Source organism: Bradyrhizobium sp. BR 10261 (assembly GCF_019455395.1).
Lineage (GTDB): Bacteria > Pseudomonadota > Alphaproteobacteria > Rhizobiales > Xanthobacteraceae > Bradyrhizobium > Bradyrhizobium manausense.
The window spans coordinates 1-20770 of record NZ_JACOFQ010000045.1 but is presented as its reverse complement, the minus strand read 5'-3'; the positions used below and the strand labels follow the sequence as shown (position 1 = coordinate 20770).

At 64.5% G+C, this 20770-nt stretch carries 14 protein-coding genes; 8 read left to right on the top strand and 6 right to left on the bottom strand.

Annotated elements, in window-relative coordinates:
* Window positions 1-379: 379 nt before the first annotated feature.
* From HYH07_RS33630 to HYH07_RS33605, 6 genes are all read left to right on the top strand, one after another.
* A complete protein-coding gene (locus tag HYH07_RS33630) occupies window positions 380-469 on the top strand; it encodes a K(+)-transporting ATPase subunit F (protein ID WP_035698142.1) in 90 nt (29 codons plus the stop codon).
* A 75-nt stretch (window positions 470-544) separates the two neighbouring features.
* Window positions 545-2248, top strand: coding sequence for a potassium-transporting ATPase subunit KdpA (gene kdpA / locus HYH07_RS33625; protein ID WP_220006489.1), 1704 nt, complete (start codon window positions 545-547; stop codon window positions 2246-2248).
* Between the two features lie 27 nt (window positions 2249-2275).
* A complete protein-coding gene (gene kdpB, locus HYH07_RS33620; RefSeq protein WP_220006488.1) occupies window positions 2276-4390 on the top strand; it encodes a potassium-transporting ATPase subunit KdpB in 2115 nt (704 codons plus the stop codon).
* A 108-nt stretch (window positions 4391-4498) separates the two neighbouring features.
* Window positions 4499-5104 (top strand): K(+)-transporting ATPase subunit C, encoded by a 606-nt coding sequence (locus HYH07_RS33615; RefSeq protein ID WP_220006487.1) that lies wholly within the window; start codon window positions 4499-4501, stop codon window positions 5102-5104.
* 39 nt (window positions 5105-5143) lie between these two features.
* Window positions 5144-7867, top strand: coding sequence for a sensor histidine kinase KdpD (locus HYH07_RS33610; RefSeq protein WP_220006486.1), 2724 nt, complete (start codon window positions 5144-5146; stop codon window positions 7865-7867).
* Window positions 7864-8553, top strand: a complete 690-nt coding sequence (locus HYH07_RS33605; RefSeq protein WP_220006485.1) for a response regulator — start codon at window positions 7864-7866, stop codon at window positions 8551-8553. The genes HYH07_RS33610 and HYH07_RS33605 overlap by 4 nt, the downstream gene beginning before the upstream one ends.
* A gap of 117 nt (window positions 8554-8670) precedes the next feature.
* Here HYH07_RS33605 and HYH07_RS33600 read toward each other — a convergent pair whose 3' ends face one another.
* A complete protein-coding gene (locus HYH07_RS33600) occupies window positions 8671-9555 on the bottom strand; it encodes a Ku protein (RefSeq protein WP_220006484.1) in 885 nt (294 codons plus the stop codon).
* Window positions 9556-9673: 118 nt separating this feature from the next.
* On the opposite strand from HYH07_RS33600, the gene ligD reads away from it, so the two are divergent.
* Entirely contained in the window at window positions 9674-12325 is a 2652-nt protein-coding gene (gene ligD / locus HYH07_RS33595) for a DNA ligase D (protein ID WP_220006483.1), read from the top strand.
* Between the two features lie 119 nt (window positions 12326-12444).
* Here the strand turns inward: ligD and HYH07_RS33590 are convergent, their stop codons facing one another.
* The gene (locus HYH07_RS33590) at window positions 12445-12609 is read right to left on the bottom strand and encodes a DUF3309 family protein (protein WP_084298933.1); all 165 of its coding nucleotides are present in this window, start codon (window positions 12607-12609) and stop codon (window positions 12445-12447) included.
* A 183-nt stretch (window positions 12610-12792) separates the two neighbouring features.
* Here HYH07_RS33590 and HYH07_RS33585 point away from each other — a divergent pair, with 183 nt between their 5' ends.
* Window positions 12793-13110 carry a polyhydroxyalkanoic acid system family protein gene (locus tag HYH07_RS33585; protein WP_220006482.1) on the top strand — a complete coding sequence of 106 codons (318 nt, stop codon included), beginning with the start codon at window positions 12793-12795 and terminating at the stop codon, window positions 13108-13110.
* A 3-nt stretch (window positions 13111-13113) separates the two neighbouring features.
* On the opposite strand, the gene treY is transcribed toward HYH07_RS33585, so the two are convergent.
* The 4 genes from treY to glgB all read right to left on the bottom strand — a co-directional run.
* A complete protein-coding gene (gene treY / locus HYH07_RS33580; protein WP_220006481.1) occupies window positions 13114-15897 on the bottom strand; it encodes a malto-oligosyltrehalose synthase in 2784 nt (927 codons plus the stop codon).
* Between the two features lies 1 nt (window position 15898).
* The gene (gene treZ, locus HYH07_RS33575) at window positions 15899-17653 is read right to left on the bottom strand and encodes a malto-oligosyltrehalose trehalohydrolase (protein WP_220006480.1); all 1755 of its coding nucleotides are present in this window, start codon (window positions 17651-17653) and stop codon (window positions 15899-15901) included.
* Window positions 17650-19728, bottom strand: a complete 2079-nt coding sequence (gene glgX / locus HYH07_RS33570; RefSeq protein WP_220006479.1) for a glycogen debranching protein GlgX — start codon at window positions 19726-19728, stop codon at window positions 17650-17652. Before glgX ends, treZ begins: the two co-directional genes overlap by 4 nt.
* 3 nt (window positions 19729-19731) lie before the next feature.
* On the bottom strand, window positions 19732-20770 hold a 1039-nt coding region (gene glgB, locus HYH07_RS33565), incomplete at its 5' end, for a 1,4-alpha-glucan branching enzyme (protein ID WP_220006478.1).

Here is a 20770-nt window from a genome sequence, read left to right as displayed (position 1 = left end):
GATGCGCATTGGAAAACGAGATGGGGCGGGGGCGGCAGATATAGGAATCTCATAAGTGCCGGGACGACGGCGGAAAGTTGCGTGAGTATCGTGGGCGCCTTTATGAGATTCCTATAACTTCGCCATGGCCCTCGTCTCGAAAACCTATGCCCGTGGTGGCACTTCAGCGTGGTCAAAAGTCCCGGTTGGCTCGCGGGAAGCGCGGTGCGCTTCTTTCTGCGAGCTCCGGCCGGGTCCCGAGAAAGTGTTGCTCCCCGATAGAGGGACGCAACGAGGAGCATCCCATGATGGACATTCTCATGCTGGCGCTGGGGTTCGGCTTCTTTGCCCTTGCGATCGGCTACACCTACGCCTGCGAACGGCTGTGACGGAGCGGACCATGATCTTCGATTATGCGCTCGCCGGTGCCGTCTCGTTCGGCCTCCTGATTTACCTCACTTACGCGCTGCTGCGGCCGGAGCGATTCTGAGCTGTGCTGCCAGTTGCCTACTGACGGTGCTGCTCCCCACGTTGCGCCGGAAACCAAGCCTGAAGGGTTGATTCCATGACCATGATCGGTTGGCTCCAGATCATTCTCTATTGTGCGATCATCGTCGCGCTGACAAAGCCGCTCGGCTGGTACATGACGCGCGTGTTCAATGGCGAGACCACGTTTCTCTCGCCGGTGCTGCGCCCGATCGAGACCGGCATCTACTGGATCTCAGGCGTCGACGAGAAACGCGAGCAGCATTGGCTGACCTATACGGTCGCCATGCTGCTGTTCCATGTCGGCGGCTTCCTGGTCATCTACGCCGTGATGCGTCTGCAGGCCGTTCTGCCGTTCAATCCGGCCGGGCAGACAGCGGTTGCCGAGGATCTGTCCTTCAACACCGCGATTTCATTCATCACCAACACCAACTGGCAGAACTACGGCGGCGAGAGCACGATCTCCTATCTCGTGCAGATGCTGGGCCTGACGCACCAGAATTTCCTATCGGCGGCGACGGGCATTGCACTTGCGGTTGCCCTGATCCGCGGCTTCTCGCGCGCCTCGGCGCGCACGGTCGGCAATTTCTGGGTCGACGTGACCCGCTGCACGCTCTATGTGCTGCTGCCGATCTGTGTCGTCTACACGCTGTTCCTGGTCTGGCAGGGCATGCCGCAAACCCTCGGCGACTATGTCGAAGCCACGACGCTCGAAGGCGCCAAGCAGACCATCGCGGTCGGCCCTGTCGCCTCGCAGGTCGCGATCAAGATGCTGGGCACCAATGGCGGCGGCTTCTTCAATGCCAACGCGGCACACCCGTTCGAGAACCCGACCGCGCTGTCGAACTTCGTGCAGATGCTCTCGATCTTCGCGCTGGGCGCCGCCTTGACCAACGTGTTCGGTCGCATGGTCGGCAACCAGCGTCAGGGCTGGGCGATCCTCGCCGTGATGGGCGTCCTGTTCATCGCCGGCGTTGCCGTGACCTACTGGGCGGAAGCCAGCGGCACCTCGACGCTCCAGGCGCTCGGCCTCACCGGCGGCAATATGGAAGGCAAGGAGGTTCGCTTCGGCATCGTTGCGTCCTCGCTGTTCGCCGTCATCACCACCGCCGCTTCCTGCGGCGCGGTCAATGCCATGCATGACAGCTTCACCGCGCTCGGCGGCATGATCCCGCTGATCAACATCCAGCTCGGCGAAATCATCGTCGGCGGCGTCGGCGCGGGCATGTACGGCATGCTGCTGTTCGTCATCCTCGCGATTTTCGTCGCCGGGCTGATGGTCGGCCGCACGCCCGAATATGTCGGCAAGAAGATCGAGGCGCGCGAGGTCAAGATGGCGATGCTGGCGATCCTGGTGCTGCCGCTGATGATCCTGGGCTGGACCGCGGTCGGCGTGGTCTATCCGGCGGCGGTGGCCTCCATGGCCAATGCCGGACCGCACGGCTTCACCGAGGTGCTCTACGCCTACACCTCGGGGACCGGCAACAACGGATCGGCCTTCGCGGGCCTCTCCGGCAACACCTTCTTTTACAACCTCACGCTGGCCAGCGCGATGTTCGTCGGCCGTTTCTTCATGATCGTGCCGGCCATGGCGATTGCAGGCTCGCTCGCGGAGAAGAAATCGATCCCGCCGTCGATGGGCACGTTCCCGACCACGGGCGGGCTGTTCGTCGGCCTCGTCGTCGGCGTGATCCTGATCATGGGCGGCCTGACCTTCTTCCCGGCGCTCGCGCTCGGCCCGATCGTCGAGCATCTGGCGATGAACGCAAGCCAACTGTTCTAACCTCTTCTGATTTCCGGAGTGACCTCCATGGATACGATGAAACTGCAAAAGCGTGCCCCGATGTCGGCCATGCTCGATCCCAGAATCGTGCTGCCCGCGATCCGCGCCTCTTTTGCCAAGCTCGATCCGCGGCTGATGGTGAAGAACCCCGTCATGTTCGTGGTCGAGGTCGTGGCCGCGCTCACCACGGTGATCTTCCTGCGCGATCTCGTCACGGGCGGGACGAATCTCGGCTTCACGTTCCAGATCATCATCTGGCTCTGGTTCACGGTGCTGTTCGCGAATTTCGCGGAAGCCGTCGCGGAAGGCCGCGGCAAGGCGCAGGCAGAATCGCTGCGCAAGACCCGCACCGAAAGCCAGGCCAAGCTCCTGAATGGCGCGGGCCATGATTTCAAGCTGGTGCCGGGCACCAGCCTCAAGGTCGGCGACATCGTGCTGGTCGAGGCCGGCGATACCATCCCCTCCGACGGCGAGGTGATCGAGGGCGTTGCCTCCGTCAACGAGGCCGCCATCACCGGCGAGTCCGCGCCTGTCATCCGCGAGTCCGGCGGCGACCGCTCGGCGGTGACGGGCGGCACCCAGGTGCTGTCCGACTGGATCCGCGTCCGCATCACCGCGGCGCAGGGCTCGACCTTCATCGACCGCATGATCAAGCTGGTCGAAGGCGCCGAGCGGGCCAAGACGCCGAACGAGATCGCGCTGAACATCCTGCTCGCCGGCCTCACCATCATCTTCGTGTTCGCCACCGTCACGATTCCAAGCTACGCCGCTTATGCCGGCGGCTCGATCTCGGTGATCGTGCTGGTCGCTTTGTTCGTGACGCTGATCCCGACCACCATCGGCGCGCTGTTGTCAGCCATCGGCATCGCCGGCATGGACCGTCTGGTCCGCTTCAACGTGCTGGCGATGTCCGGCCGCGCGGTCGAGGCGGCCGGCGATGTCGACACGCTGCTGCTCGACAAGACCGGCACCATCACGCTCGGCAACCGCCAGGCGACGGCGTTCCGTCCCGTGCGCGGCGTGACCGAGCAGGAGCTGGCGGACGCCGCCCAGCTTGCCTCGCTCGCCGATGAGACGCCGGAGGGCCGCTCCATCGTCGTGCTGGCGAAAGAAAAGTACGGCATCCGTGGCCGCGACATAGCCGAGCTTGGCGCGACCTTCATTCCGTTCACGGCGCAGACCCGCATGAGCGGCGTCGATGCCGGCGGCTCGTCGGTGCGCAAGGGCGCGGTCGATGCCATGCTCAATTATGTCGGCGGCGGTGCGTCGCTGGCGGTCGCCTCCGGCAATACGGCCCGCGCCCTTCAGCCTGCTGCGCTCTCGGAGATCGGCCGCGAAGTCCAGACCATCGCGGACGAGATCTCCAAGGCGGGCGGCACGCCGCTGGCCGTCGCCAAGGATGGAAAACTGCTCGGCGTCATCCAGCTCAAGGACATCGTCAAGGGCGGCATCCGCGAGCGCTTTGCCGAGCTGCGCCGCATGGGCATCCGCACCATCATGATCACAGGCGACAATCCGATGACCGCGGCCGCGATCGCGGCGGAAGCCGGCGTCGACGATTTCCTGGCGCAGGCAACGCCCGAGGACAAGCTCAAGCTGATCCGCGACGAGCAGGCCAAGGGCAAGCTGGTCGCCATGTGCGGCGACGGCACCAACGACGCCCCGGCGCTGGCGCAGGCCGATGTCGGCGTCGCCATGAACACCGGCACCCAGGCCGCCCGCGAGGCCGGCAACATGGTCGACCTCGATTCCAACCCGACCAAGCTGATCGAGGTGGTCGAGATCGGCAAGCAGCTCTTGATGACGCGCGGTGCGCTGACGACGTTCTCGATCGCCAACGACGTGGCAAAGTATTTTGCCATCATCCCGGCGATGTTCCTGGCGTTCTACCCGCAGCTCAACGTGCTGAACGTCATGAACCTGTCGAGCCCGCAGAGCGCCATCCTGTCGGCGATCATCTTCAACGCGCTCATCATCATCGGCCTGATCCCGCTGGCGCTCAAGGGCGTCGCCTATCGCGCGGTCGGTGCCGGCGCACTGCTTCGGCGCAACCTCTTGATCTACGGCTTAGGGGGCATCGTCATCCCCTTCATCGGCATCAAGGCGATCGACCTTGCGGTCGTCGCGCTGCACCTGGCCTAACCCCGCCATTGCGAGGAGCGAAGCGACGAAGCAATCCAGACTGCCTCCGCGGAAAGATCCTGGATTGCTTCGCTTCGCTCGCAATGACGACGTAACTGGAGACCCAACATGCTCAGAGAAGTCCGCCCCGCCATCGTCCTGTTGCTGGTGCTTACCGCCATCACGGGCCTTGTCTATCCGCTCGCCATGACCGGCATTGCCGGCGCGATCTTTCCCGCCAAGGCGCAAGGCAGCCTGATCGAGAAGGACGGCAAGGTGATCGGCTCCGCTCTGATCGGCCAGGAATTCAAGGACGACAGATATTTCCACGGCCGCCCCTCGGCAACGCTGGCGCCGGACCCCAATGATTCGACCAAGACAGTCCCGGCGCCCTACAACGCCGCCAATTCCGGTGGCTCCAATCTCGGCCCGACCAGCAAGGCACTGGCCGACCGGCTGAAGGAGGATGTGGACAAGCTGAAAGCCGAGAACCCGAACGCCGCCGTGCCGGTCGATCTGGTCACGACCTCGGCCAGCGGTCTCGACCCCGACATTTCCCCGGAAGCGGCGCAATTCCAGGTGCCGCGCGTCGCCAAGGCGCGCAATATGGCGGAAGCTTCGCTGCAGCAGCTGGTCGCCGCCAACACCGAGAGCCGCCTGCTCGGCCTGCTCGGCGAACCCCGGGTTAACGTTCTGGCGCTGAATCTGGCGCTGGATCGTGCGTCCGCGAGGTAGCGTCTAGGCCGGCAATATCAGGATGATTATAGTGGCCTGATGGTTCAGCAACGCCGCGATCCCGAACAACGTCCCTCGCCCGAGGCGCTGCTGGACGCTGCGCGCCGGGAGGAGAGCGAGAGCGGCAAGCTGAAGATATTCGTCGGCGCCGCCCCCGGCGTCGGCAAGACCTACGAGATGCTGCAAAGCGCCCATGCCAGGCGCAAGGCCGGCATCGACGTCGTGGTCGGTTTCGTCGAGACCCATGGCCGCGCCGAAACCGAGGCGCTGGTGCGGGGACTGGAGGTCGTCCCGCGCAAGCGGCTCGATTATCGCGGCCAGATCGTCGAGGAGATGGACCTCGACGCCGTGATCGCGCGGCGGCCGAAGATCGCATTGGTCGACGAGCTCGCCCACACCAATGCCGCCGGCAGCCGTCACCCCAAGCGTTATCTCGACGTCGAGGAGCTGCTCTCGCACGGCATCGACGTCTACACCGCCGTCAACATCCAGCACATCGAGAGCCTGAACGACGTCGTCGCCCAGATCACCCATGTGCGGGTCCGCGAGACCGTGCCGGATTCGATCTTCGACCGCGCCGACGCGATCGAGCTGATCGACCTCACGCCCGACGATCTGATCCAGCGCCTGCGCGAAGGCAAGGTCTACGTCCCCAAGCAGGCCGAGCGGGCGCTCGAGCATTACTTCTCGCCCGGCAATCTCACCGCGCTGCGCGAGCTCGCGCTGCGGCGGACGGCCGAGCGGGTCGATGAGCAGCTGCTCAGTCACATGCAGGCGAACGCCATCGCCGGCCCCTGGGCCGCAGGCGAGCGCATCCTCGTCTGCGTCAGCGAGGATCCCCGCGCGGCCGGCCTTGTGCGCTACACCAAGCGCCTGGCTGACCGGCTGCATGCGCCGTTCACCGCGATCTCGATCGAGACGCGGCGCTCGCTTCAACTCTCGGACCGGGAGCGCGACCGGCTGGCCGACACGCTGCGGCTCGCGGAGTCGCTCGGCGGCGAGGCGCTGACGATTCCCGCGATCGGCCGCCGCATCGCGGACGACGTCATCAATTTCGCGCAAGGCAACAACGTCACCCAGATCGTGATCGGCAAGTCGACCCGCTCGCGCTGGTTTGAGATGACGCGCGGCTCGGTCGTGCATGATCTGGTGCGGCGCGCCGGCAATATCAGTGTTCACGTCATTCCCGGTGACGAGCTGCCCGGCGAGGCGGTAGCGAAGACGGCGGTGCAGACCGCCGCGCGGGCCGAGCCGTTCAACCCGCTACCCTATCTGAAGGCGCTCGGCGTCGTGCTGGTCGGCCTCGGTGCCGCGGAGCTGATCCAACCCTATTTCGGGATCGAGAACGTCGACCTCGTGCTGCTCACGGCGGTTGTGGCCGTGGCGGTCCGCTATGGCCTGTGGCCGTCGCTGCTCGCGACCGTCGCGGCCTCGCTGTCCTACAATTTCTTCTTCCTGCCGCCGATCTACACCTTCACGATCACCGACCCGACCAATGTCGCCGCCTTCTTCCTGTTCATGGTGGTGGCGATGATCGTCTCCAATGTCGCCGCACGCGTGCGTACGCAGGCCGACACCGCGATCGGCCGGATCAGGACCACCGAGCAGCTCTATGCGTTCAGCCGCAAGCTCGCCGGCACCGCCACGCTCGACGACGTGCTGTGGGCGACCGCCTATCAGATCGCGTTGATGCTGAAGGTGCGTGTCGTGCTGCTGCTGCCGGAAGACGGCCTGCTCACGGTGAAGTCAGGCTATCCGCCGGAGGACCAGCTCGACCAGGCCGACCTTGCCGCCGCCAACTGGGCCTGGAGCAATGACCGTTCCGCCGGTCGCGGCTCGGATACGCTGCCGGGCGCCAAGCGGCTGTTCCTGCCGATGCGCACCGGGCGCGGTCCGATCGGCGTGATCGGCATCGACAATGACCGCACCGGCCCGCTGCTGACGCCGGACCAGCGCCGGCTGCTGGACGCGCTGGTCGACCAGGGCGCGCTCGCGATCGAGCGCGTGCTGCTGGTCGAGGACATGGACCGGGTCAAGCGCACCGTCGAATCCGAGCGCTTGCGCTCGGCGCTGTTGACCTCGATCTCGCATGATCTGAAGACGCCGCTCGCCTCCGTGCTGGGCGCGGCCTCGACCATGCGCGATCTCGCCGGCGCGCTGTCCGACACCGAGAAGCGCGATCTGCTTGCGACGGTGATCGACGAGTCCGAGCGGCTCAACCGGTTCATTGCCAATCTGCTCGACATGACCAAGCTCGAATCCGGCGCCATCGTGCCCAACACGGCGCTGCACGACCTCGGCGAGATCGTCGGCAGCGCGCTGCGGCGGGCCTCGAAGATCCTGACGGCGCACAAGGTCGAGCTGGTGCTGGCGGCCGATCTGCCGATGCTCGAGCTCGATGCCGTGCTGTTCGAGCAGGTGCTGTTCAACCTGCTCGACAATGCCGCGAAATATTCTTCGCTTGAAACCACGATCGCGATCAGGAGCCGGCGCGAGCGTGACCATGTGGTGCTCGAGGTCGCTGACGAGGGCGCCGGCATTCCGCCCGACGAGCTCGAGAGCGTGTTCGACAAGTTTTATCGCGTGCAGAAGGGCGACCATGTCCGCCCCGGCACCGGGCTCGGGCTCGCCATTTCGCGCGGCTTCGTCGAGGCGATGCGCGGCACGATCTCGGCCGCCAACCGCAGCGACCGCAGCGGCGCCGTCCTCACCATCCGTCTGCCGGTTCCGGCACAGACCAAGGCTTTGGATACCGCCGCATGAGCGCTGCCCCGATCAAGGTTCTGGTGATCGACGACGAGCCGCCGATCCGCAAATTGCTGCGGATGGGGTTGTCGACGCAAGGCTACGAGATCCTGGAGGCGTCGAACGGCAAGCTCGCGCTGGAAAAGCTTGCCGAAGAGCCCGCGCTGATCATTCTCGATCTCGGCCTGCCTGACATCCAGGGCCACGAGCTCTTGCGCACCATCCGCGCCCGCAACGAAGCCGTGCCGATCGTGGTGCTGTCGAGCCGTGGCGACGAGGCCGGCAAGGTGCAGGCGCTTGATCTTGGCGCCGATGATTATCTGACAAAGCCGTTCGGCATGGACGAGCTGCTGGCGCGCCTGCGCGCGGCGTTGCGACATCAACTTCAAGCGCAGGGCGAGCGTCCGGTGTTTCGCACCGGCGATCTCTCGGTCGATCTGGTCCGCCGCATCGTCAAACTCGGCGAGCGCGAGATCAAGCTATCGCCGAAGGAATATGACCTGCTGCGCGTGCTGGTGCAGCATGCCGGCAAGGTGCTGACCCATCGTTTTCTGCTCAAGGAGCTGTGGGACGAACTGACCGATGCGCAATATTTGCGTGTCTATGTCCGCCAGCTCCGCCAGAAGATCGAAGCCGATCCGGAGCGCCCGCAATATGTGCTGACCGAGACGGGGATCGGGTACCGGCTGAAGGCGGGGGATTAGGCCTCTGTCATTCCGGGGCGCCCTCGAAGAGGCGAACCCGGAATCCATTTCTCCGCTCGTCGCGCTTGGCATGATGGATTCCGGGCTCGATGCTTCGCATCGCCCCGGAATGACAGGCTACCCCGCCTTCCTCTGCCGCGCCGTCGACCGGTGCGTCTTCTTCGCCGCCCGCTGCCGCCCCGTCGCACGCCGCGCATGCGACTTGGCCGCCGTTTTTCCGCCGCCGCGCCCCTTCAGGCTCTGCTTCAGCGCATCCATCAGGTTGATCACGTTGCTCGGCCGCTCCTCGGGCTCCGGCAGCTCGATCTTTTTGCCGCTCGCCTTGCGCTTCACCAGCGCCTTCAGCGCGGTCTCGTACTCGTCCTTGAACTTGCTCGGGTCGAAATGCGCCGCCTTGGTGTGCAGGATGTGGCCAGCGAGCTCGACCATGTCCTTGGTGATCTTCGGGCTCTTGATGTCACCAAAGAATTCGTCCTCGTCACGGAGCTCGTAAGGGAAGCGCAGCGTGGTGCCGAGCAGGCCCTTGCCGAGCGGCTCGATCGCGATGATGTGCTCGCGGTTGGTCAGCACGATCTTGGCGAGCGCGACGCGGTCCTGGTCCTTCATGGCGTCGCGGATCACCGCAAAGGCATCGACCGCGGCCTTGCCGTCGGGCGCGATGTAATAGGGATGGTGGAGGTAGCGCTGGTCGATCTCCTCGCTCGGCACGAAGCTCTCGATATCGATGGTGTGGTTGCTCTCGATCTGCACCGCCTCGAGCTCTTCCGGCTCGATCTCGACATATTTGCCCTTGCGCAGCTCATAGCCGCGGCCTTTCTGGTCGCTCTCGACGACGTCACCGGTCTCGGCATCCACCATCTGCTGCTTGAGCCGGTTGCCGGTTTCGCGGTTGATCATGTGAAACCGCGTCTTCTCGGCGGCCGTGGTCGCCGGATAGAGCACGACCGGGCAGCTGACCAGCGAGAGTTTCAACGTTCCCTTCCAATAGGCGCGCGGGGCCATTTCATTCTCCAGTGATTTCAAGGCGTTTTGGAACCCCAACCACCCCATTGGGTTTTGGTTCCGGGTGGGACTTTCGCCGTGATAGGCTTCAACGCGATCAGAGGATGTGGGACCCGTCGTGCTGCAAAAACTCTCCATCTACCGAAAGAAGCGGGATTTCGAAAAGACGCCCGAACCGTCGGGCAAGGCGGCGGTCGCGCCCTCGAAGCAACGCCGCTTCGTGATCCAGAAGCACGACGCGACCCGCCTGCACTACGATCTCAGGCTTGAATTCGACGGCGTGTTCAAGTCCTGGGCGGTGACAAAAGGACCCTCGCTCAACCCGCACGACAAGCGGCTGGCGGTGGAAGTCGAGGACCATCCGCTCGACTATGGCGATTTCGAAGGAACCATTCCCGAGGGCCAATATGGCGGCGGCACGGTGATGCTGTGGGATCGCGGCACCTGGGAGTCTGATGACCCCGAAGCCGGCTTCAAGAAGGGCGACCTCAAGTTCACGCTGCATGGCGACAAGCTGCATGGCAGCTGGGTGCTCGTGCGCATGCGTAACCGTGGCGGCGAGAAGCGCACCAACTGGCTCCTGATCAAGCACCGCGACGAATATGCCAGCGAAGACGAGGATATTTTGGCGGAGGACAAGTCCGTGGCCTCCGGCCGTGCGATGGAGCAGATCGCAGGCGGGAAGGGTCGCGCGCCAAAACCGTTCATGCTGGCGAAGGGCAAGGGCAAGGCCGATGCGGTCTGGCAGTCCAACCGCGCCGAGGAGACCAAGGGGCGCACGCTCAAGCCGGCGCCTCGCACGGCGCTGAAGAGCAGCAAGGCATCGAAGAAGAAGGCGACATCAGCGACGACGGCCAGGAAGGTCTCGGACATGCCTGATTTCGTGGCGCCGCAGCTCTGCACCCCGGTGGAGCGGCCGCCGGCGTCAGATGGCTGGTGCCACGAGATCAAGTTCGACGGCTATCGCGTGCAGCTTCGCGTCGAGGATGGTGAGGCGACGCTGAAGACGCGCAAGGGCCTCGACTGGACCGACAAGTTCGCGTCGATCGCGAAGGAGGCCGCCGAGTTGCCGAACGTGATGATCGACGGCGAGATCGTCGCCCTCGACCATAACGGCGCGCCGAACTTCTCCTCGCTGCAGGCCGCGCTGTCGGACGGCAAGACCGAAGAGCTGATCTTCTTTGCCTTCGACCTGCTGTTCGCCGAGGGCCTCGATTATCGCCGCCTGCCGCTCGGCGAGCGCAAGGCCAGGCTCAAGGAACTGCTGCAGGCGCGCAAAAGGAAGACGAGCCAGATCCGCTATGTCGAGCATTTCGAGAGCGGCGGCGATGCGGTGCTGCAATCGGCCTGCAAGCTCGAGCTCGAGGGGGTCGTCTCGAAGAAGCTGGATGCGCCCTATCGCTCAGGCCGCACCGAGAGCTGGACCAAGGCAAAATGCCGCGCGGGGCATGAAGTGGTGATCGGCGGCTACAAGACCACCAATGGAAAATTCCGCTCCCTGATGGCAGGCGTGCATCGGGGCGATCATCTCGCCTTCGTCGGAATGGTCGGGACCGGATTTGGTGCCGACAAGGTCAAGCGCATCATGCCGTCGCTGAAAGCGATGGAAGCCAAGGAAAGTCCGTTCGGCGGCAAGAATGCGCCCAAGAAGACCCGTGACGTGCACTGGCTGAAGCCCGAGTTCGTCGCCGAGATCGAGTTCGCCGGATTTACCGCTGATGGTAACATCCGCCAGGCCGCCTTCAAAGGCCTGCGGCAGGACAAGCCCGCCGAAGAGGTCGAGGCGGAGACCCCTGCGGATACCGAACTCGCCAAGCCCTCTCCCAGGAAGCGCGTTGCTGCAAAGCCGGCGGCAGGGAAGGGCACCGCCGAAGTGATGGGCGTCGTCATCTCCAAACCGGACAAGGAGCTGTGGCCCGACGATGGGGAAGGTGCGCCGGTCACCAAGCTCGACCTCGCACGCTATCTCGAGGCCGTCGGCGAATGGATGATCGTGCATCTCAAGGGCCGGCCATGCTCGCTGATCCGCGCGCCTGACGGAATCAAGGGAGAGTGCTTCTTCCAGCGCCACGCCATGCAGGGCACCTCGAACCTGCTCGAGCTCGCGCGCGTGTCAGGCGATCGCAAGCCTTATTTGCAGATCGACCGTATCGAGGGCCTTGCCGCGGTCGCACAGATCGGCGGGGTCGAGCTGCATCCCTGGAACTGTGCGCCCTACGCGTATGACGTTCCGGGCCGGCTGGTATTCGATCTCGATCCTGCGCCTGATGTCGAATTCGCCGATGTGGTGGAAGCGGCGAAGGAGATGCGGCAGCGGCTCACCGATATCGGCATGGAAAGCTTCTGCAAGACCACGGGCGGCAAGGGCCTGCATGTGGTGGTCCCGCTGCTGCATGGCGCGCGCGACAAGGTGGACTGGAAGGAAGCGAAGGCGTTCGCGCAAGGCATCTGTCGGTGGATGGCCGATGACGATCCCGAGCGCTATCTGCTCAACATGTCGAAGAAGCTGCGCAAGGGAAAGATCTTCCTTGATTATCTGCGCAACGACCGGATGTCGACGGCGGTCGCCCCGTTGTCGCCTCGTGCACGCGCCGGCGCCACCGTGTCCATGCCCCTGACCTGGGCGCAGGTGAAGAGCGATCTCGATCCGAAGCGCTACACGGTGCGCACCGTGCCGGGCCTGCTGGCGCGATCGAAGGCATGGGATGGCTATGATGATGCCGCCGCGTCGATCAAGGCGGCGATCAAGAAATTGGCTGCGAAGAAGTAGGGTGGGTTAGCCGAGCGGGCTGTGCGAAGCGCAGACCGCTTGGCGTAACCCACCGCTTCTGTATCCGCGGAGATCAAAGAGGTGGGTTACGCCTGCGGCTAACCCACCCTACAAGCGCGCTAGATCCGGCCCATCAGCAGCAGGATCAGCAGAATGATGATGACGAGCCCAAGGCCGCCGCCGCCGTAATAGCCGGTGCCGTAGAACGGACCGCCGCCGATGCCGCTGAAGCCGCCGAGCAGCGCGATAACCAGGATGATCAGAATGATCGTACCGATAGACATGCGAATCTCCTCCAGCCCTTTGTCGAAAGGGTTGTTGCAACCTGTCCCGTTGTGCGGAGGGCAACTTGCCCGGGGTTTTAAAGTTCCGGGTTTGAAACGGGGCAACAGTTCCGACCTGCATGGAACCTTTACGCCTCTACCAGGCATGACTATGTGAGGATCCAGTCACCACGGGGCAGGGCCATGTCAGCACCGCTCGTCGTCTCCATTCCGCATCGCCTCGGTCGCGAGGAGGCGGTGCGCCGGCTCAAGACCGGGCTCGGCCGCGCCGCCGCCAGCATTCCCGTGATGCAGGTCGAGGAGGAGCGCTGGAGCGGCGACACCATGAATTTCCGCATTCGGGCGCTGGGCCAGGTCGCGAGCGGGCAGGTCGACGTCACTGACGACCATGTCAAGGTCGAGGTGGTGCTGCCGTGGCTGCTGCAGCGCTTCGCCGAGATGGCGCAGGCGGCCATCAAGAAGCGCGGGCAATTGCTGCTGACCAAGGATGGGGGAAAGTGAACGTCAGGCGCCCACGCGCTGCCGCAGGGGCCTGACGGCACTGGCTGCGCGCGCCTTGATGACCGCAGCGGGAAAATCACGGAACGCTTGCGCGAGCGGCAATTCGTTGCCCGCAAGGCCCGGCGCGGTATAGCCGCTGATGTCGACGGTTGCGTCAACGCCTTCGAGCGTGGGCCAGTCGCGGCCCCCTTGCGTGAAGGGCGCGAACTGGCGCGCAACCACGACGATCGCTGCAGCGCGGCCGTGGTGGCGGACGAAAGAGATCACATGCTCGGCGTGCGCGCCGCGCACATCCAGCGGCTGATAACCGCCTTGCGCAAAAACGTCGGCGAGCTCAGTCCGGACCCTGAGGAGGTGCCGCGTCCAGGCCAGCTTGAGCCGTCCGTCCGGCCAGGTCCTGATCAGCCCGCCCCAATCAGGTGTTTGCAGCGAAGCCAGCGCCGCTTGCCGGGCAGAAAAATCCACCGGGCGGCGATTATCCGGATCGACCAGCGACAGGTCCCAATGTTCGGTCCCCTGGTAGAAATCAGGCACTCCCGGCAGCGTCGCCTTCAGCGTGAGCTGGCTCAGCGAATTCAGCGCACCAAGCAGCGCGACACGGCGAGCCAGAGTGGCAAGCGCATCCAGGAATTCGCCTGATAGGCTGGGGTCGAGAATCTTCTCGATGAAGCTCTTGATGCCGTTTTCATACGCTTCATGCGGATTGAGCCAGCTCGTCTCCTCCTTGCCCTCGCGCGCCGCCTTGAGCGCATAGGCCTGGATGCGCTCGACGAAACTGGCATCCGGCCCGTGAAGGGGCCAGGCGCCGAGCAGAGTCTGGTAGAGCATGTATTCGAACGTCGCCGACGGCGCGCGCAGATTGCCTGACAGCGCGAGGTGCGGCGCGTTCAGCACCTTCCAGCGCGAAACCGCGCTGGTCCATTCGCCGGGAATCTCGCTCAGCGCTGTGATCCGCGCCCGCGCATCCTCGCCGCGCTTGGTGTCGTGGGTGGCGGTCGCCGTCATCCCCTGCGGCCATTCCCTGGCGCGGGCCCGCATCGCCTCGTGGAAGGCCGGTATGGTGAGGCCCTTGCTGGCGGGATCGCCGCCGACTTCATTCAGCGCCAGCAGCCGGTGGAACTGGTAGAACGCGGTGTCCTCCAGTGATTTCGCCATCATCGGTCCCGTGAACTGCTGCACCTTCAGTGCGAAGCGGCGCACGCGCGGCGCGCTGTGCGGCGGACGGCCGGGCTTGAGCAGGTCCATGGTCAGCGCATCGCGCAGGAAGTCGAAAATGCCTTCATCCGCGGCGAACCATTCGGCGCGGGCGCGCGCGATGGTGTCGTCGATCAGCTTGCGGTCGAGCGCGGTCGGGCCGCTATGCGTCAAGTAAGTGCGATAGACCGGGAAGTGCAGCACGTAGAGCTCGAGCGCCTGGCGCAGGCTGTCGGCGGAGAAATCGCGGGTCGAATAGTGCCCGTTGGCGATGCGTGCGAGCAGGCGGGTCAGCACGGTGAATTCGCTGGTCAGCAGCGTTTCTAGCACGCGCCGCTTGGCGTCCTTGACATAGGGCGCGAGGCGCGGCGGCCGGTTGCTGATCTGGCGCCAGGTCTCGTCCAGCGCCTCCAGCCCTTTGGCATCGACCAGCACCTGGGTGATCGCGTTCATCCACTCATAGCCCGTGGTGCCCTGGACACCGGCGAAGTGCGGCAGCTTCTCGTGCTCGCACAGGATCTTTTCAATCACCGTGTAGAATGGTTTGGCATTGCCTTGCGCGTCGCGCACCAGCCGGCGCAGCCGCTGGCAATATTGCGCGGGGTCGCGCAGGCCGTCGATGTGATCGAGGCGGATGCCTTGCAGTTTTCCGTCGGCGACGAGCTGCTTCACCAGCCGGTGCGTGGCGGCGAACGTGCTCGCGTCCTCGACGCGCAGGCCGGCGAGGCCGTTGACGTCGAAGAAACGGCGATAGTTGATGTCGCTGGAGGCAAGCCGCCAATGGCCGAGCTTGTAGTTCTGCCGCTCCAGCAGGTGATGCAGCGCCAGCGTCTGCGCCGGGCGATCTTTGGCTGCGCGATAGGCGAGGAGGCCGTGCATGACGATGTCGGCGCCGCCTGCGATCTCCTTCAGCTCTGCCTTGAAGGCGGGGGCCTCCTTGCGGTTCGGCCTGCGCAGGCCGGTATAGCGCGCGGCGAGCGAGAGCAGGCGTTTGCCGGTAACGGTATCGGCAGCATCCGCCTCCTTCACGATCATCCTCAATATCTCGCCATAGCGCTCCGGCGCGATCGGCAGGCGGTGCTCGAAATACCAGGCAGAAAAGCTGCCCTCATCGGGATCGTAGCGCAGCTCAATCTCGCCGCGCTCCAGCGCCTCGCCATAGGACGCGCCGAGGATCGGCAGCAGCACGCCGCCGCGGGCACGATAGGGGAGCTGGTCCCAGTCGATGTCGAAGGAAACGGCGTGCGGCGAGGCCTGGCCCCATTCCAGCACGTCGAGCCACCACGGATTGTCGGCGAAATGCACGCCGACATGATTGGGCACGAAGTCGATGATCAGGCCGAGGTCGTTCTGTGCGAGCGCCTCGCTCAGCCGGGCAAAGCCGGCCTCGCCGCCGAGTTCGGGATTGAACTGGCTGTGATCGACAGTGTCATAGCCATGGGTCGAGCCCTTGCGCGCTTTCATCACAGGCGAGGCGTAGAGATGGGTGATCCCCAGTGCCTTCAGATAAGGCACGACCGCGGCGGCCTTGTCGAAGTCGAAATCCGCAGTCAGCTGGAGCCGGTAGGTCGCAAGAGGGATCGCGGAGGGCATTTCAACCTCCGATATGCCAGACCACCGACCAGGGCGGGAGTTGGTCGCCGGCCCCGCCGCCCCAGATTGGCGCGCCTGCGTAGTCGTTGGAATGCGAGATGTCGTTGTCGGAAAGATTGGCGGTGAGCCGCAGCGTCGTGCCGTCGCCCATGTGCCAATGCGCGGTGAGCAGGCCGTTGTCCTTCGCCTCGGCATCGCCGAAGCGCGCGCCTTTCAGTCGCGGCATGATCTCCCTGCGGCGAAGCGTGAGCAAGTCGCGTACCAGTGCCAGCCGTGCGTCCTGCTCGGGTGTGCGGTCGGTCCAGTCCAGAACGGCCGATTGCGGCGTGGCAGGATCAAGCGGGTCAGGCACCTCGTCGCCATATTTCGCGTAGGCCCAGGCATATTCCTGCTTGCGCCCTTTGCGCACGGCATCGGCGAGGCCGCCCTGGAAATCGCAAAAGAATGGGAAGGGCATCTTCGAGCCCCATTCCTCGCCCTGAAACAGCATCGGTACCATCGGCGCGAGCAACGTCACCGCGAGCGCGGCCTCGATCTGCTCAGGCGAGGCCAGGCTCTCCAGCCGGTCGCCGAGCGGGCGGTTGCCGATCTGGTCGTGGTTTTGCAGGAAGTTGACGAAGGTCACCGGCGGCAGCTCACCGCTCGGCTCGCCGCGCGGCTTCTTGCCCCAGAACTCCGAGATCTCGCCCTGGTAGACGAAGCCTGAGGCGAGCGCACGCGCGAGGTCCATGCGCGGGGTCTGGTAGTCGGCATAATAGCCGTTGAGCTCGCCGGTCAGCATCACGTGCCAGACGTGGTGATAGTCGTCGTTCCACTGCGCGCGATATTTGCCGCTCGGCGGCTCCTGCGCGGCATCGAGCAGGCTGGCGCGGTTGTCGCCATTCTCCAGCACCAGATGAATGTGCCTTCCGGTGGCCTTGGCGAGCTCGCCGGCGGCGACGCTGAGGTCGTGCAGCATCGATTGCTCGCCCGGGATCGCCATGATGTGGTTGGCGGCATCCAGTCTGAGACCGTCGAACCGGTAGTCAGTCAGCCAAGACAACGCATTCTCAACCGCGAAGGCTCGCACCTGCGGCACGCGATAATCGATCGTGCTGCCCCAGGGCGTGTGCGCATCGGTGAAGAAAGATGGCGCGTAGCGGCCGAGATAGTTTCCTTCCGGGCCGAAGTGATTGTAGACGACGTCGAGGAAGACCATCAGCCCGCGCAGATGCGCCTCGTCGATCAGCGTCTTCAAATCTTCCGGGCGGCCATAGGCGCTGTCGGGCGCGTACCACAGCACACCGTCATAGCCCCAGCCGCGACGGCCGGCGAAATCGGCCAGCGGCATCAGCTCCAGCGCGGTGATACCCGATGCGACCAGATGATCGAGCTTGTCAATCATGGCACGGTAAGTGCCATCGCGCGTGAAGGTGCCGACATGGGTCTCGATCAGCACCGTCTCTTCCCAGGGGCGGCCGCGCCAATCCTTGGCGCGCCATGCGAAGGCGTCGTGATCGATCACCTCGCTCGGGCCGAACACGTCCTCAGGCTGAAACGCGGAGGCGGGATCCGGCACGTCGATCTCGTCGTCGATCCTGAACTTGTATTGGCCGCCAGGAGCGAGGCCGGCGATCTCGGCGACATACCAGCCATCCTGCCGGCGCTGCATCGCATGTCGTGTTTCGAGCAGGAGATCGACGCGGCGCGCGCCGGGCGCCCACAGTCGGAACGACACGCCGTCCTTGGTCGGCTTCGCTCCGAAGGATGGCCTCATAGCGCCCCCGCGAAGGCGAGCACGGAACGTGGCGGCGCCTTGCTGTCGCTTCCGGACAGGAAATCAACGCTGTTCAGCTTGGCATCCGTCGTGTTCAGGATCTGCTGCCAGCTCTGGTATTCGGGCATTTTGGGCAATTTGAATGCGATCTCTTCCGGGGCGGCGTTCAGAACGATAAAGATCGCCGCGCTGCCCGGTTCCATCGGTCCCATCACATAAGAGAGGAACCGGCCGTCCGGGAATGTCCAGTCGCTCTCGGTCATCTCGTTGCCTTCGGGCGTCAGCCACAGTGCGCCGTAGGAGATGCCGTCCTTGGGCCGGCCGTCGAGCCAGCGATGGCTGCGCAGCTGCGAGAATTTTCGGCGGATGCCTGCGAGATCAGCGACGAAATCGATCATGTCATCGCCGTCCTTGCCGAGATTGTCCCAAGAGACCCAGCCGACCTCGTTGTCCTGGCAATAGGCGTTGTTGTTGCCGAATTGTGTGTTACCGACCTCATCGCCGGCAAGGATCAGCGGAACGCCCTGCGCCAGCATCAGACAGGCCAGCACGTTCTTGCGAAGCTGCCGGCGCAGGCTGAGGATCTTGGGATCATCGGTGGGGCCCTCGACACCGCAATTGTTGCTGTGGTTGTCGTTGGAGCCGTCGCGATTGTCCTCGCCATTGGCCTCGTTGTGCTTCTCGTTGTAGCTGAAGAGATCGGCCAGCGTGAAACCGTCATGAACGGTGATGTGGTTGATGCTTGCGCGCGGCCGGCGTCCGTCGTGATTGAACAGATCGGACGAGGCCGTCATGCGGCTGGAGATGTCGCCGATCAGGCTGCCTTCGCCGCTCCAGTAACGGCGCATGGCGCTGCGATAGCGGTCATTCCATTCCGACCATTGCGAGGGGAAGGCGCCGACCTGGTAGCCGCCGAGGCCGAGATCCCAGGGTTCGGCGACGAGCTTGACGGTGGCGAGCACCGGATCCTGCCGGATCGCGGTGAGGAACGAGCTGCCGCGGTCAAAACCGTTCGGGCCGCGCGCCAGCGTGGTGGCGAGGTCGAAGCGGAAGCCGTCGACATGGCAGACCTCGACCCAATAGCGCAAGCTATCCATCACCATCTGCAGCACGCGCGGATGGGTCAGGTTCACCGAGGAGCCGCAGCCGGTGAAGTCGTCATAATAGCGCGGGTTCTCGCGGTTCAGCCAGTAATAGGAGGCATTGTCGATGCCGCGGTAGCACAGCGTCGGGCCGAGGTGATTGCCTTCGGCGGTGTGATTGTAGACGACATCGAGCATCACCTCGATGCCGGCATCGTGCAGGCGCGCCACCGTGGTGCGGAAGGAATCCAGCGCATTGTCCTGGGCGTAGCGCTGCTCCGGCGCGAAGAAGGACAGCGTGTTGTAACCCCAGTAATTGGTGAGCTTCTTCTCCACCAGCACGCGGTCGTCGACGAAGCTGTGAACCGGCAACAGCTCGATCGTGGTGACGCCGAGCTTCTTGAGATGCTCGATCATTGCCGGCGACGACAATCCGCCATAGGTGCCCCGCAGATTCGGCGGCACGTCGTCGCGCTTCTGGGTCAGGCCCTTGACGTGGGCCTCGTAGATGATGGTGTCTTCCCAGGCGATGTTCGGCCTGATCTCGCGGCGGCCCCAGTTGAAAGTCTCGTCGACCACGACCGCCTTGGGCATGCCGCGTGCATTGTCGCGCCGGTCGAACGACAGATCCTCGCGCGCCGAACCGGTGCGATAGGCGAAGTGCGCGTCACTCCAGACCAGCCGCCCGGCGAGCCGCTTGGCGTAGGGGTCGAGCAGCAGCTTGTTGGCGTTGAAGCGGTGGCCGTGCTCCGGCTCGTAGGGGCCATGCACGCGATAGCCGTAGAGCTGGCCGGGCGAGACGTCGTTGAGATAGCCGTGCCAGACATCTTCGGTACGCTCCGGCAGCTCGATGCGCTCGAGCTCGCGCCGACCCTGGCTGTCGAACAGGCACAGCTCGACCCTCTCGGCGTGGGCTGAGAACAGTGCGAAGTTGGTGCCGCGTCCGTCCCAGCTTGCACCGAGGCGCGCGGGCGATCCAGCAGTCAGGCGCATCGGTCAGCTTTCCGGAACGAGGAAGATCGCGGCGAGCGGCGGAACGGTGAGGCGGAGCTCGGGCGCCTTGCCGGCAACGGTTTGCACCTCGCCGATGTTCCCGACATTGGTGCCGCCATAATGGGCCGAGTCCGAGTTGAAAACCTCTTTCCACTTGCCCGCAAAGGGCACGGGGACCCGGTAGTTGCGATAGACATTGGGGGAAAAGTTGACGACCACGAGACACCGCGCGTGTTCGTCAAAGCCCTTGCGCAGCCAGGCGAACACGTTGCGGTTGGCATCGTCAGTGATCAGCCATTCGAAGCCGGCCTGGTCGCAGTCCATCTGGTGCAGCGCCGGCACTGCACGATAGAGGCGGTTGAGGTCGCGAACCAGCGCCTGGATGCCCTGATGATATTTGTATTCGAGCAGGTGCCAGTCGAGCGACTGGTCGTGATTCCATTCGCGGCTCTGCGCGATCTCGCCGCCCATGAACAGCAGCTTCTTGCCGGGATGGCCGAACATGAAGCTGTAGTACGTGCGCAAATTGGCAAAGCGCTGCCATTCGTCGCCGGGCATGCGGCCGAAGATCGAGCGCTTGCCGTGCACGACCTCGTCATGAGACAGCGGCAGGATGAAGTTCTCGGAGAAGGCGTAGTGCAGGCCGAACAGGATCTCGCCGTGGTGATATTTGCGGTGGATCGGATCCTTGCTGATGTAGTTCAGCGTATCGTGCATCCAGCCCATGTTCCACTTGTAGCCGAAGCCGAGCCCGCCGAATTCGACCGGGCGCGAGACCTGCGGCCACGCGGTGGATTCCTCCGCTGCCGTGGTCGCCTGCGGGAAGCGCGCGAACAGCTCGGTGTTGAAGCGGCGCAGGAAGTTGATCGCCTCGATGTTCTCGCGGCCACCATACTGGTTCGGAATCCAGGCGCCCGGCGGCCGGCTGTAGTCGAGATAGAGCATGGATGCCACCGCATCGACGCGCAGGCCGTCGATGGCGTAGCGCTCGAGCCAGAACAGCGCGTTCGACACCAGGAAGTTCGTCACTTCGGTGCGGCCG